The following is a 13891-nucleotide window of genomic DNA, read 5'->3' as shown; positions in this document are numbered from 1 at the left end:
GCCGCGGTGCGTGGGGAACGGCTCGCCGTCATTCCAGCCTGCCGGCGCCCAGAGGGGGCTGGGCGGCTGCGGCCTACACTCCTCGACGTGTCCGAATCTCAGGGCGAGCCCTCGCACCCGCCGCTCCGAGTCGAGCGCCGTTGCGCTCGGCTCGAGCGTGTCGCGGCTGGGTTGCTCGTCCTCGGGCTCGTGCTGTGCGTGGGCGCGTACGTCGCGGCGGTGCATGCTCGGGGCGCGTCGTTCTCCTGGCGGCGCGCGATGATCAGCGACCTCGGACGCACGATCTGCCGCGACTGGCACGGATTCTGGGTCTGCTCGCCGCGCGCCGACCTCTTCAACGTCGCCGTCGGCGTCGCAGGAGCCTGCATCCTGGCGGCGGGCGTTCTGACGCGCGATCGACTCGGACGATTCGTGACGGCGGCGCTCGTCTGCCTCGGTGTCGGACTCGTGTGGGTCGCGGTCTTTCCCGCTGACGGAGCCATCGGGGTGCACATGGTGGGCGGCGTGCTCGCGCTGCCGGCGCCGTCCGTCCTGTTGCTCGCACATGGGCTGGTGGGGGTGCGGTCGGCCGGCTCACGAGGGGATCACGAGCGGTTCGCGAGCGAGCGCGAGCCCCGTCACACGCTGACGCGCGTGCTCGGGGCGCTGGGTGCCGTGTCGTCGCTCATGAGTCTCGACCACGTCATGCCGGCGCCGGCGCCCATCCCGCGCGGGGTGGCGGAGGGCATCTCGTTGCTGGCGCTCGCAGTTGCCCTCGTCGTCGTGGCGTTCGACCTGCTGCGACGCCCGCGCGACATCACCGCACCCTGACACACCCCGCCTCCCTCGATGTTGCCCGGGTGTCACGGCGCTCGCGCCCCAAGAAGCGGGCAACATCGCGGCCTTGGACGCGCGCCGCGCGACACGAGGAGCAGGGGAGTGCGCCTCAACCGCCGAGGCGGCGCAACGTCGGCCAGACGGCGCCCCATCCTCCTCGAGGGTCGGAACATCGCAGCATCGTCGTGCCGTCGAGGCCGAACGAGTCGTGCGGCGCGATGAGCCGCCCGGCGGGGTCGCAGCGCGTGAACGCCGCACGGATACGGTGCTCGTCCCCGCCGACGGCGAGGACGTCACGCGTGCCCCCGCCGCTGCGTGGCGGCCCGAGGCTCCAGAGCGCGTTGTGCCACGAGGCGACGTCGGCACGCGGCACCCCGAGCGCAGGGCCGTACTGATGTGCAGCTCCGGCGAGGGCATACGAATCGGTGACGATGGCCGCACCCGTCGGACGGGCTGTCGCCATCTGAGCGGCGAGTGACGGCCAGTCGGTCTGGTCGCGCTGCATGGGGTCGAGGGCGGAGACGATGGAGAACGCCGGTGACGAAACGGGCGCGATCGGTAGGCAGATGAGGGCTGCGACGACGGCGTTCGCCGTCACGACGATGGGCGCGCGTCGCCACACGTGCTCCTCGTCCGCAGCCGCCCGCGCCCAGCCGACCGCGACAAGCGGCAAGAACACCGCGACCGCGTAGTAGGGCTGTGCAGGGGAGACGAGCGCGAACACAAGGACGATCGCGGCCATGACGGCGAGCACCGGCCCGATGCGCTGTTGTGGTGGGTCCGGGGCGATGCGACCAGCGTGACCGTCGTCGGTGGGGAATGGAGCGTTCGTGACGCCGCCGAACGCCTTGACGTGCCGACCGTCGTCGTGGCCGTCGTCAGCTCCGGGGTGGGCGGCGCGACGACTTCCCGGGCGCCACCACAACCCCCGCCACGCGATCTGGACGAACGGCGGTCCGACGAACACGACGAGCAGCGGCACGACGAGCCACCGGTTGAGCGCGCCATGGCGGGCGACGAGGTCGGCCGAGACGTCGAGCATCGGCACGCCGTGAACGATCTGCGCCCCCACCTGGAACCCGCCGACCGCGACGAGCAACGCGGCGCCGCACCAGGCGTCACGGGTGCGCAGCACCCACCGGGCGCACGCGGCGAGCGCGACGAAGGCCGCGGCGACGAGCACGAGGACGAGCAGCTTGTTCCAACATGCCACCCCAGCCGCCGCGCCGGCCCACGTCAGCGCATGGCGACGCCCCGTCAGCGCAGCGACGACACCGAGCACGACGAGCTGCCACGCGAGCAGATCGAGGCTCGCCGTCAGCATGACGTGCCCCATGAGCAGCGGATAGACGGTGAACGCATGCGCCCACGCGGCGATGCGCTGCACCCTCACATCAGCGCCGAGAAGCCGCGGAAACAGCCCCGCGACGAGCGCGCCCGCCCCCGCCGCGAGCGCGGCCGGCAGTCGTTGCACCCACACCGCGTCACTCACCGACGCCGCTGCGTGCGCGAGCCAGACGGTGAGCGGCGGCTGATCGTCGTACCACCACGCGGGCGGCAACATGCGAAAGTACAGCTCGTCGCCGTGAAAACCGTGGCGCGAAGCCGTCGCGAGCAGCACGGTCATGACGGCCAGCGCTGCCGGAGCACCGGGGCGCCACCACGGCTGCGCCTCGACGAACCGCGCCGGCACACGCCACCTCGATGAACTCGACACGGACGGCGTCACGGTCATGCCCCGCCGACGAACTGTTCGATGGCGGCGACGGCCACGCCCGCGCCGTCCTCGGTCGCCACCTGACGTCCGAGATCCGCTGCACGCTCGCGCATTCCAGCACTCAACGCGGCGCGCAGCCGACGCGTCAGCAACCCCGCGGTGAGCAGTCGGCGCGGCAGCGGCGCGGGTGCGGCGTCGAGCGTGTGGAGGCGGTGCGCCCAGTGGTACTGGTCGGCGAAGTGCGGGACGACGACGCTGGGCGCGCCCGCGGCGAGCGCGGTACCCGTCGTCCCCGAACCGCCGTGGTGGACGACGGCGCGCACCTGCGCGAACAGCGCGTGGTGCGGCTCGTCATCGATGCCGACGACGACGCCATCCGCCTCGCGCGGCGCACCGTCGAGCTGAACGAGAGCGCGCACGCCGAGTCGCCGGCACGCCTCGGTGACGACGTCGACGACGCGGCCCGGTGAGTTCTGGTGCATCGAGCCGAATCCGACGGCGATCCACTCGTCGCCGGTGGCGAGCAGCGCCCGGGTGCGCTCCGACAAGCCCTCGTGCGGCGCCTCGCGCCACCACCCCGTGACGACAGTGCGGGAGTCGTCCACTGGCTCGGCGAGCAGCGGGCTGTACGCGTGCAGCGAGCCAAGAGTCGCCGTCGTCAGGCCCGTGGGGTGGGCGGCGCGCAGGTCGAGTCGGCCGTCGGCCCATCCGCCGTCGACGCCCGCGAAGTACGGTTCGACGCGCCGCAGCGCTCCACGCGCGCGACGCCGCACACCGGTGGGCAGCGTCCACGCGTAAGGCAGCAGCGGCATCGGCCCGTCGAGCGTGTCGAACTCGGGCCACAGGTGCGCGCGGACGACGGGGACGTCGGCGCGCATCGCCTCGTCGACGGCGGCGATGGCGAAGCTCGAGGCGACGAGGACGTCGGCGCCCGCGAGCGCCTCACGCGTGGTCGGCCCGAACGACTGCAGGAACTCGGCGAACACGTTGCGCGTGCGGTTGAGCGCGCGCAGATCACCACGCCGCAGTGCGGTGCCCGCCGGGCCGGCGAGGAGGGCGCCCGGATCGCTCGCCACCGTCACGACGCGCTGGCCGTCCGGCATGACGTGCGCGAGCGACGCGTGGGTGACGACGGTGACGTCGTGCCCACGGGCGACCAGACGCGCGGCGAGCACCCCGAACGGGACGGCGTCGCCGCGGCTGCCGGCGGCGGCGATGACGACCCTCATGCAGCCCGCTCCGACGGGTGAACGCACGGGGTTTCGGTGCTCGCGTCGCGTTCGCGCGGGCGTCGGAATCGCATGGCACACCTTCGAATAGCCGGACGGGTGCCCTCATCGTAGTGCCGCCACGACGGCGCGAACGGGCCCGCAGAGTCGCCGCGGCACGGTCGCAAACGCCAACCCCCATGGTCGAATTCCGTGATTTTCCAACGCCTCCGGGGCGCTCGCATCGGCGCGTCGGCGGCTATGCTCATGGTTCGGACCCGCGAGCAGTCCCCCCTCACCTGCGACCGGCCGATGGACGTTCACACCCCGCCACCCGTGGAGGCACTCGTGACAGACCCCGAGGCCCTCCTCACGCATGGCTACCGCCAGGCGCGCGACATCACCCGCATGCACGGCACGACGTACTACTGGGGGACGCTGTTCCTGCCGCCGCAGCAGCGCCGCGACGTCTACGGTCTGTACGCCCTGTGCCGCCTGGCCGACGACATCGTCGACGAGCCCGACAAGGCCACCGGGCACGGCCTCGACGCATCATTGCCGCCGGGGGAGCGTCTCGCGCAGTTCGAACAGCGCTTCCAGGCCGACCTCGCCGCGGGGCGCAGCGACGACCCGTTGTTCGCCGCCATCGTCGACACCGCCCGGCGTCTCGACCTCGATTCCGGTTGCTACGACCGCTTCTTCGGCGCCATGCAGCTCGATCTCGTCCGCACGTCGTGGGCGTCGTGGCCTCAGCTGCGCGACGAGTACATGGAGGGCTCGGCCGCCGTCATCGGCGAGATGATGCTGCCTGTGCTGCGCCCGCGCTCGCGGGAGGCCGCGTTCGCTCCGGCCCGCGCGCTGGGGCTCGCGTTCCAGCTGACGAACTTCCTGCGCGATGTCGGCGAAGACCTCGAACGCGGTCGCGTCTACCTGCCCGCCGACGAACTCGCCGCGCACGGCGCCGACCCGTGGCTGCGCCGCGTCACCCCGCAGTGGCGCGCGTTCATGGCCGAGCAGATCGCCCGAAACCGCGCGCTGTTCCACAACGCCGAAGCCGGTCTGCCGCACCTGCCGGCCTCGTCGCGACGGTGCGTCGGCGCGGCGCTCGCGATGTACTCACGCATCCTGTGCCTCATCGAGGCGGCCGACTACGACGTGTTCAGCACGCGCCACCGCGTCTCCGCAGCACGCAAGAGCGCCATCGCGGGAGCCGTCGTCGTCACCGGACGCGCCCGCACTGCGGCGCCGGTCGCGCCCTCGTCATCGGCCGTGGCGGACGAGCCGGCCGTGACGTCGTCCGCGTCATGAGCGAGGTGCACCCGACGATGGAGACCGGCTCGACCCACCGCACCCCCTCGCCCACCGAAACTCGCCGAAGGAGCCGCAGATGAGACGCCCGCCCCGCAACCGCGCCGAGCTGCGTGCCGAGATCGCGCGGCGCAACCCGATCCGACGCGTCCCGCAGCCGCCGGAGGAGCAGATTCGCTCGACGTGGCGTCAGGCTGCGGTGCCCCGCATCGAGCGGATGCTGGCGCGCGCCGTCGCCCAGGACGCGGGTGGCTGGCACGTCGCGGCGGCGAGCACGGATGTCGTCGCGGGGCGTTCGACGGTGCGCACGATCCTCGGACGCGAGATCGCGTTGTGGCGCGGCGCCGACGGCTCGGCGCTCGCGGGGCCGGGCGCGTGCCCGCACATGGGTGCGCTGCTGGAGAACTGCCACACCGATGACGGCGACGTGCTGTGCCGCTGGCACGGGCTGCGGCTGCCGAGCGAGTGGCCGGGCGAATGGCTCACCTTCCCCGCGCACGACGACGGGGTCCTGTTCTGGGTGCGGTTGCCCAGCGACGGCGAGACGCCGAGCGCCGCGCCGGTGCTGCCCGCGCGCGCTCCACTCGACGAGGCGCTCGTCGCGGTCTACACGCGTGAAGCGCGCTGCGAGACGTCCGACGTCATCGCGAATCGTCTCGACCCGTGGCACGGGGCCTGGTTCCACCCTTACGCGTTCAGCCACCTCGTCGTCGACGAGGACGCGAGCGACGACGACTGCCTCGTCACCGACGTGACGTTCCGCCTCAACCACACCTACGGCGTTCCGGTGCGCGCGGCGTTCACGTGCGCCGACAGCCGCACGATTACGATGACGATCATCGACGGCGAGGGCGTCGGCAGCACCGTCGAGACCCACGCGACGTGCGTGCAGCCGGCGAGCGCCGAGCAGCCGGCTCGCAGCGTCATTCACGAGGCGACGATCGCGCACTCCGAGCGCCCCGGTTTCCGTGCGGCGCGGGCGTTCGCGCCGCTCATCCGCCCGCTCGTGCTGCGCACGCAGGGCCAGTTGTGGGTCGACGACCTCGAGTACGCGGAGCGTCGCTACGAACTGCGTTCGGGTTTCGCGCGGGACGGGCAGTCGTGACGGCGGCCGACGTCGTGGTGGGGTGGGTGACATGAGCCTGCCCGTGTCCTGGGATCCCTATCAGTACCTGCTGCTCATGGGTGGATGCCTGCTCATCACGCTGCCGCTCGAACTCGTCCTGCGCGCCCGCGTGTACTCACGCCCGCGACGGTTGCTCGCGGCGCTGCTGCCCGTCGTCGTGCTGTTCAGCGTGTGGGACATCGTCGGGATCGTGCGCGATCACTGGTCGTACTCGCCGCGGTTCACGTCGGGTTGGGATGTGCCGCTCACCCCGATGCCGATCGAGGAACTCGTGTTCTTCGTCGTCATCCCGATCTGCGGGCTGCTGACGTACGGAGCCGTCGGGTTCTGTCTGCGCCTGCTCGCCGCGTGGCGCTCGAGCGGGGCCGCGAGAAGTGCTCTCGCCCGGGTCGATTCGGACGGGCGGGCGGGCGAGGGACGCCATGTGGCGGCTGATGGCTCGTCCGCGCGAGGCGATCATCGCCCGTCGAGGGAGGTGTGACGTGCCCGAGTACACCGTGCTGACCGTCGCGTCGATGATCGGCGTCGTCGCTCTCGAAGGGCGTTGGCGGACCGGCATCTTCACCTCGGCGCGCTACTGGTGCTCGATGGTCATCGTGTTCGCGTTCCAGATCCTCGTCGACGGCTGGCTGACGAAGCTGAGCGACCCGATCGTCCTCTACGGGCGCGATCAGTTCCTCGGCATCCGCTTTCCGTGGGACATCCCGATCGAGGACTTCGGCTTCGGTTTCTCGATGGTGACGCTGACGATCCTGCTGTGGGAACACCACGGCCGCCGCCGAAAGGAGAACGCACGATGAGCGCGACGATCGAGGCCTTCACGGCGGGGCTGCGACGGGTGCCGCCGTGGCGCCCCGGACGTGATGCGGCGGCCGAACGGCATGAGTCTGACGGTCGGGGCGGCCCTGCTGCGTCGAGGGTGCCGGACGCCGCGGCCCCCCACGTCGTCGTCGTGGGTGGTGGGATCGCCGGCATCAGCGCCGCCGTCGGGCTGGCTGAGCGCGGCGTGCGCGTCACGCTGCTCGAGGCGGAGAGCAGCCTGGGAGGCCGCGTGCGCAGCTGGCCCATCGACGTGCCGACCCCGGGCGCTGACGCGTCGGGCGCCCCGGACGATCGAGCGACGATGAGCCGCGGGTTTCACGCGTTCTTCCGCCAGTACTACAACCTGCGCGCGCTGCTGCGCCGCGTCGACCCGAGCCTCGAATGCTTGCGCCCCGTCGCGGACTACCCGCTACGTCACGCCGACGGCACGCAGGATTCGTTCACGCAGATCGCGACGCGGCCGCCGCTCAACTTCCTGTCATTCGTCGCCCGCAGCCCCTCGTTCGGTCTGCGCGACCTCACGCGCGTCGACGCCCACCGCGCCCTCGACCTGCTCGACGTCGATTTCCCCGCCACGTATTCGCGCTACGACGGGGTGAGCGCCGCCGACGCCCTCGACGCGCTGCGATTCCCCGAACGCATGCGCTCGCTCGCGCTCGAGGTGTTCGCACGCAGCTTCTTCGCCGAGCCGCGCGACTTCTCCGCCGGCGAACTCGTCGCCATGTTCCACATGTACTTCCTCGGTTCCGGCGAGGGGCTGCTGTTCGACGTCAGCCGCGACGACTTCGACACGACGATGTGGCGTCCGCTGCGCTCCTATCTTGAAGGCCTCGGCGCGGAGGTCGTGTCGGGTTGCCGCGTCGAGTCGATCGAGCGTGACGGCGAGGGTTTCCGTGTCAGCGCCGGCGCGGCTGCGGGTGCGGCGGGTACCGACGAGGCGAGTCTCGGCCGCCTTGACTTCGCCATTGACCGTGACGATGCCCATGGCTCGCTCCGCGCCGACGCCGTCGTCATCGCGACGAGTCGTGACGTGCTGCAGCGTCTCGTCGACGGCACGGACCTCGGCGACGAGGCCTGGCGTGCGTCCGTGCTGACCGGGGAGATGGCGCCTCGTTTCATCGTGCAGCGACTGTGGTTCGACCGCCCCGTCGCGGCGGGCAGCGCGTCCTTCGTCGGCACGGCCGCGTACGGCCATCTCGACAATGTCTCGCTCGTCCACGACCTCGAGGACGGCGCCGCGCAGTGGGCCAAGCGGTGCGGCGGCAGCGTCGTCGAACTGCATGCTTACGCGGTGCCCGACGACGTCACCGATGACGAAGTGCTCGCCGACCTACGGCATCAGCTCGACCGCCTGCACCCTGAGCTCACCGGGTGCGAGCCGGTGCACGAGGAGGTGCTCGTCGAGGCCGACTGCCCCCTCGCCGGCACGGACGAGTGGGCCGCGCGCCCGGGCGTCGTCACGCCGCAGCCGAAGCTCGTCCTCGCCGGTGACGGCGTGCGCTGCGAGCTGCCCGTCGCGCTCATGGAGCGGGCGGCGACGACCGGTTTCCAGGCCGCGAACGCGTTGCTGCGCCACTGGGGGCTGCCCGGGCACGAGCTGTGGAGCGTGCCGACGCGGGCGCGGTTCCCGCGCTCGCTGCGCGCCGCCCGTGCGGCGCTGCGCCTGCGCGAGCGTGGCCTCGCGACGGTAGGTCGCGATTCGTCAGGGCGTGGCCGATGAGCGGACGGCAGAACGACGTCGCCCTCGACGCCGGACGTTCCGGGCTCGAAGGACTCGGGCGTGAGCGGCGCGCCGCGGGACGCTGCGACACCGAGAATAGAGATGGAGGACGCCGCAGCGACGCGTGCCGTCTCACCGATGCCGCCAGCTTTCTCGACGCCGTGCAGGCACGCGTGGCCGAGAGCCTTGCCTTCGCGGCCGACGCCGGCGGTGTGGTGACGGCCGGACTGCCCTCGTCAGCGCTGGTCGAGGCATCGTCGCTCGAGACGCTCGTGCGTGATCTTCTCGCAGCCGGCGGCAAACTCGTGCGGCCCCGGCTCGTCCGCCTCGGGTACCTGGCGGCACGCGAGTGCACCAACCCCGACGACGACCCCGCGACCACCGACGCTGTCGTTCGTGTCGCTGCGGCGTTCGAGTTGTTGCACCTGTTCGGGTTGCTGCAGGACGACGTCATGGATGCCTCTGACACGCGACGCGGCGCTCCGACCGCGCACCACCAGGTGAGAGCCGCCGCAGCTCAGCCCGACGGCCCCGACGCTGCGCGCCTCGGCGACAGCGTCGCCGTTCTCGCCGGTGATCTCGCGTTCGCGCTCGCGAACCGCCTCGTCCGCGCTCTGCCGGAGCACGTGGCCGACGCGTGGGACGCAGCGGTCGTCGAGCTCGTCACCGGGCAGCGGCTCGACCTCGTCTTCGCCGCCGAGGCACGCCTCGACGAGGTGAGCACACGCCGCGTCGCGCACGCAAAGTCGGGCGCGTACACGGTGCAGCGCCCCCTCGAGATCGGCGCGTTGCTCGCCGGCGAGAGCGCGCCACCGGCGTGGCTGAGCCGATTCGGCGCCGCGCTCGGTGAGGCGTTCGCGCTCGCCGACGACATCATCGGCCTGTGGGGCGAACCCGCCGTCACGGGCAAACCGGCGGGCGAGGATCTGCGCGAACGCAAGCCGACGACCGTCCTCGGCCTCGCCGACTCGGCCCTCGACGGCGAGCTGACGCGACGCCTGGCGCCGGGTCGCGAACCACTCGACGAGGCCGAGACACACGCCTGGTTGCAGCGCCTCGACGCGGCGGGCGTGCGCGCGCAGGCCGTCGCCCGCATCGCCGAGCGCCACGCTGACGCCCTCGATGCTCTCGCGGCGCTGCCGCAGGGCGCGGTGCGTGACGAACTCACGCGTTTCGCGGACGAACTGGCGGTGCGCGATGCGTGAACGTCATCAGGATCATCCAGCACCTCACGCCGACGACTCGAAAGAAGCACCCCCGATGCGCGAGACGCCGATGATCGACGCACCCGACAAGCCAGCGGAAGCGACGTTCGGTGCCGCGCCCGCCGCTCCTACTACGGGTGTGCCGGCCGCGACCGACGACGTCGTCGTCCTGCTCGACGATGACGGCGCCGCGATCGGCACGTGCCCGCGCGCCGAGGTGCACACCCGTGACACGCCGCTGCATCGCGCCTTCTCGAGCTACCTGCTCGACGACGCGGGTCGCCTGCTGCTCACCCGTCGCGCGCTGACGAAGGTCGCGTGGCCGGGTGTGTGGACGAACACCTGTTGCGGGCATCCGCGCCCCGACGAACCCACGCAGGACGCGGTGAGCCGGCGCGTGCGTGAAGAGCTCGGGCTGGATGTGACGCAGTTGCGTGTCGTCCTGCCGAGCTACCGTTACCGCGCGGTCGACGCGTCCGGCATCGTCGAGCACGAGATCTGCCCGGTGCTGGTGGGGCGCATCGACCCGGCGCAGCTCGAACCGCACCCCGACGAGGTATGCGAGTGGGCCTGGATCGCCTGGCCCGACGCGGTCCACCTCGCGCGTCGCACTCCGGCGCTGCTCAGCCCGTGGGCGGCCGAGCAGATCGTGCTGCTCGCCGAGCAGCTGGGGGAGAACGGACTCTCGCCGCTCGCGCTCCCGCACGATGAGACCGCGCACGAGCACACGCAGCATGAAGAACACGAACCCCTCGATGAGAAGGATCTCGCATGAGTCGCGTCGTCGTCATCGGAGCCGGCCTCGCCGGCCTGGCCGCAGCCTGTCATCTGCGCGGCGCCGGGCACGACGTCGTCATCGTCGAGAAGCAGGCGCAGGCGGGTGGGCGCGGTATCCGCCTCGAGCGGGACGGGTTCACGTTCGACACCGGCCCGACCGTCCTGACGATGATCGATCTCGTCGACGAGGCCCTCGCGCGGATCGGCGTCGGCGTGCACGATGTGCTCGACCTGACGCTGCTCGACCCCGCCTATCGCGCCTGCTACGCGGACGGCTCGACGATCTTCGTCCGTCACGGTCATGAGGCGATGCGCGAGGAGATCGCGCGCGAGTGCGGCGCGAAGGACGCAGCGGCGTTCGATGACTTCGTCGCATGGCTGCGGCGGCTGTACGAGGTCGAGATGCCGCACTTCATCGACGCGAACTTCGACTCACCGCTCGACCTGCTGCGCAACCCGGCTGCAGCCGCGCGGCTCGTGAGGCTCGGCGGGTTCCGTCACCTCGGGCCCGTCATCCGCGAGCGGTTCGACGACGAACGTCTGCACCGCATCTTCTCGTTCCAGGCTATGTACGCGGGCTTGGCACCGGAGAAGGCGCTCGCGCTGTACGCCGTCATCACGTACATGGATTCGATCGAGGGTGTCTGGTTCCCGGCCGGCGGCATGCGTGAGGTGCCGGAGGCGATGGCGCGTGCGCTCGGGCGCACAGGCGTCGAACAGCGCTACGACACGACGGTGACGCGCATCCTCACCCGCGCTGACGGCGCCGTCGCCGGGGTCGAGACGTCCGGCCCGAGTGGTGACGAACGCCTGCCGTGTGACGCGATCGTCTGCACGACCGACCTGCCCATCGCCTACCGCACGCTGCTCGACGACCTCGAACCGCCCGCCGTCCTGAAGCGTGCGACGTACTCGCCGTCCGCGGTCGTCTGGCACCTCGGGGTCAAGGGTGTGCCGAGCGACGTCGCGCACCACAACATCCACTTCGGCACGGCGTGGGAGGAGTCGTTCGACGATCTGCTCGTGCGCGGCACGCGGATGCAGGATCCGTCGCGGCTCGTCACCATTCCGTCTCGTGACGACGCCACCGCCGCGCCGGAGGGTTGTTCGACGTTGTACGTCCTCGAGCCCGCACCCAACCTCGACGTCGGGCGTGTCGACTGGGCGGCCGAGCGGCCGCGCATGAAGGAGGAGCTGCTCGCTTTCCTCGATGACGCCGGCTACGCGACGACGATCGTCACCGACGAGTTCGTCGATCCCACCGACTGGCAGGCGCAGGGTATGGCCGCGGGAACGCCGTTCGCGCTCAGCCACACGTTCCTGCAGACCGGCCCGTTCCGCCCGCCGAACGTCGAACGCCGCCGCCCCGGCGTATTCTTCGCCGGTTCCGGCACCGTGCCGGGTGTCGGCGTGCCGATGGTGCTCGTCAGCGGCAAACTCGCCGCGGCGCGCGTCGAGGCCTACGTCGGGCGCTGACGGCTCGACGCTCAGGCGTCTCAGGGCGCTGGCACGAGGACGCGCAGGGCGTCGGGCAGCGCACGGAACGTCGTCGGCGACGCCTCGAGCAGGTCGCCGTCGGCATAGACATCCCCGACGTGGGGCGTGATGACGCGGATGTCGCGTCCGCGCAGCGCGCGAACACGTACCCCGTCGACATGGGTGCCGCGAAACAGGCGCGGCAGCATCGCCGGGTAGCGCCAGCGTGGGATGTCGGTGACGACGGTGACGTCGAGCAACCCGTCGCTCATCGACGCGTCGGGGTTGACGCGCATCCCGGCGCCGAATCGCCCCGAGTTGCCGATCGCGACGTTCCACCCGGTGAACTCGTGCGTCACCCCGTCGACGACGAGTGTCAACGGTCGCGGCAGCGCGTGCACGAGCGTTCGAGCGCCGCCGTAGGCGTAGACGAGCGAACTCGGCACCGCGCGCGGAGCGTCGTTGGCGTACGTGTTCGCCATCGAGTCGTAGCCGAGCGTCGCCACGCCGAGGAAGACCGTGGCGGTCGACGGGTCGCCGTCGCCGGCCAGTCCGACGTCGAGGCGGCGTTCGCGCGCGACGGCGAGCAGCTGCGCGGCGCGTCGCACGTCGCCCGGGCCCGCGAGTGCGCGGACGAGGTCGTGCCCACGCCCCGCGGGCAACGGCGCCATGAGGCAGCCGCTGACGACGGCGCCCGCGGCCACCCGCCCGTAGAGCCCGTCGCCGCCGAGCGTGACGAGCAGGTCGTCGACGCTCGCGTCGGCGGCGACCTGCGACGCGTGGTCCGCCGACCGCGTGACCACGACGTCGACGCGCCAACCGTGCGCGCGCAGGATGTCCGTCACCGGAGCGATCATGCGCAGAGTTGCACCCTGCGCGCAGCCGGGTTGACGACCAAGGTGACGGGCCGCGTCATGACGCGCCGGCCTCGCACGCGTCGGGGGCGTCGTCGACCGGCGGAACGAGCTTGCCGGGGTTGAGGATTCCGACCGGGTCGAGCTTGTTCTTCACCGCGCGCAGGATGCGCGCGCCGAGCTCGCCCATCTCGTCAGCGGCCCAGGCGCGGTGGTCGGTGCCGACGGCGTGATGGTGCGTGATCGTGCCACCGTGCGCCGCGATGACGTCGCTCGCGGCCGTCTTGACGCGGCGCCACTGGGCGAGCGGGTCGCTCTCCTCGCGGCAGAAGAACGTGTAGTAGAGCGAGGCGCCGCCGTCGTAGAGGTGCGAGACGTGGCACTGGACGACGGCGTGCGGGCCGACCTCGGCACTACTGATCGCATCGCGCACCGCGCGGTAGAGCGTCGGCAGGTTCGCCCACGTCGTCGCCGTCTCGAGCGTCTCGACGAAGATGCCGCGATCCATGAGGTGGTCGCGCTGGTAGGGCCCGCGGAAGCGGTGGCTGATCCAGTGCTCGGCGATCGCCGCGGGCGCACGTCGCGCACCCGACGCGCGCAGCACGCGGTGCGCCTGTCGCCGGCGCCGACGCAGGGTGGTGCGGTCGGTGTCCTCCCAGCGCAGCACCCCGAACGACGGCTCGCGGGCGCCGCGCGCGGCGAAGGTCGCCATCGCCGCGAGCCCTTGCGCCGACTGGGCCAGGATCGTGCGTGATTCCTCACCGTCGGAGAGGCGGCTGACGTCCGGCATGACGCCGTGGCCGAGATCCTGCGCGAGCGCCCGGAACGCGTCGAACCCGTCGGTGAACGAGTCGAACGCCCA

The 13891-nt window shown here is 71.8% G+C and carries 12 protein-coding genes and 1 pseudogene; 9 read left to right on the top strand and 4 right to left on the bottom strand.

The features are described from left to right. Positions 1–87: 87 nt before the first annotated feature. Positions 88–810 (top strand): DUF998 domain-containing protein, encoded by a 723-nt coding sequence (locus K9D12_RS06040; RefSeq protein ID WP_165357878.1) that lies wholly within the window; start codon positions 88–90, stop codon positions 808–810. 115 nt (positions 811–925) lie between these two features. Here K9D12_RS06040 and K9D12_RS06035 read toward each other — a convergent pair whose 3' ends face one another. Together K9D12_RS06035 and K9D12_RS06030 are read right to left on the bottom strand one after the other, a co-directional pair. Beyond that, the gene (locus K9D12_RS06035; RefSeq protein ID WP_223059707.1) at positions 926–2509 is read right to left on the bottom strand and encodes a hypothetical protein; all 1584 of its coding nucleotides are present in this window, start codon (positions 2507–2509) and stop codon (positions 926–928) included. 38 nt (positions 2510–2547) lie between these two features. Next, positions 2548–3762 carry a glycosyltransferase gene (locus K9D12_RS06030; protein WP_223059706.1) on the bottom strand — a complete coding sequence of 405 codons (1215 nt, stop codon included), beginning with the start codon at positions 3760–3762 and terminating at the stop codon, positions 2548–2550. Between the two features lie 327 nt (positions 3763–4089). Between K9D12_RS06030 and K9D12_RS06025 the strand changes: the two genes are divergently transcribed. The 8 genes from K9D12_RS06025 to crtI all read left to right on the top strand — a co-directional run bounded on the left by K9D12_RS06025 (position 4090) and on the right by crtI (position 12175). Next, complete coding sequence (locus K9D12_RS06025; RefSeq protein ID WP_223059705.1) at positions 4090–5049, top strand: phytoene/squalene synthase family protein; 960 nt, start codon at positions 4090–4092, stop codon at positions 5047–5049. Between the two features lie 79 nt (positions 5050–5128). Beyond that, positions 5129–6154: a DUF5914 domain-containing protein gene (locus tag K9D12_RS06020; protein WP_223059704.1), complete on the top strand. Its 1026-nt coding sequence runs from the start codon at positions 5129–5131 to the stop codon at positions 6152–6154. Positions 6155–6185: 31 nt separating this feature from the next. Continuing rightward, on the top strand, positions 6186–6656 hold the full coding sequence (locus K9D12_RS06015) for a lycopene cyclase domain-containing protein (protein ID WP_223059703.1): 471 nt from the start codon (positions 6186–6188) through the stop codon (positions 6654–6656). Between the two features lies 1 nt (position 6657). After that, positions 6658–6975, top strand: a complete 318-nt coding sequence (locus K9D12_RS06010; RefSeq protein ID WP_038566746.1) for a lycopene cyclase domain-containing protein — start codon at positions 6658–6660, stop codon at positions 6973–6975. Continuing rightward, entirely contained in the window at positions 6972–8717 is a 1746-nt protein-coding gene (locus tag K9D12_RS06005) for an FAD-dependent oxidoreductase (protein ID WP_223059702.1), read from the top strand. Before K9D12_RS06010 ends, K9D12_RS06005 begins: the two co-directional genes overlap by 4 nt. After that, positions 8714–9922 carry a polyprenyl synthetase family protein gene (locus K9D12_RS06000; RefSeq protein WP_223059701.1) on the top strand — a complete coding sequence of 403 codons (1209 nt, stop codon included), beginning with the start codon at positions 8714–8716 and terminating at the stop codon, positions 9920–9922. The genes K9D12_RS06005 and K9D12_RS06000 overlap by 4 nt, the downstream gene beginning before the upstream one ends. A 55-nt stretch (positions 9923–9977) precedes the next feature. Next, a complete protein-coding gene (gene idi, locus K9D12_RS05995; RefSeq protein WP_225910977.1) occupies positions 9978–10697 on the top strand; it encodes an isopentenyl-diphosphate Delta-isomerase in 720 nt (239 codons plus the stop codon). Next, positions 10694–12175 carry a phytoene desaturase family protein gene (gene crtI / locus K9D12_RS05990; RefSeq protein ID WP_223059700.1) on the top strand — a complete coding sequence of 494 codons (1482 nt, stop codon included), beginning with the start codon at positions 10694–10696 and terminating at the stop codon, positions 12173–12175. The genes idi and crtI overlap by 4 nt, the downstream gene beginning before the upstream one ends. Before the next feature lie 20 nt (positions 12176–12195). Here the strand turns inward: crtI and K9D12_RS05985 are convergent, their stop codons facing one another. Both K9D12_RS05985 and K9D12_RS05980 read right to left on the bottom strand, forming a co-directional pair. Next, the gene (locus K9D12_RS05985) at positions 12196–13020 is read right to left on the bottom strand and encodes a diacylglycerol kinase family protein (RefSeq protein ID WP_223059699.1); all 825 of its coding nucleotides are present in this window, start codon (positions 13018–13020) and stop codon (positions 12196–12198) included. Between the two features lie 67 nt (positions 13021–13087). Beyond that, positions 13088–13879 (bottom strand): annotated as a pseudogene (locus K9D12_RS05980) (FAD-linked oxidase C-terminal domain-containing protein); the annotation flags it as partial. Positions 13880–13891 lie beyond the last annotated feature (12 nt).

Origin of the sequence: Dermacoccus sp. Tok2021, from assembly GCF_019895135.1 — a bacterium.
Taxonomy (GTDB): domain Bacteria; phylum Actinomycetota; class Actinomycetes; order Actinomycetales; family Dermatophilaceae; genus Dermacoccus; species Dermacoccus abyssi.
The sequence above is the reverse complement of the archived record's forward strand: the minus strand, read 5'-3'. Positions and strand labels throughout refer to the sequence as shown.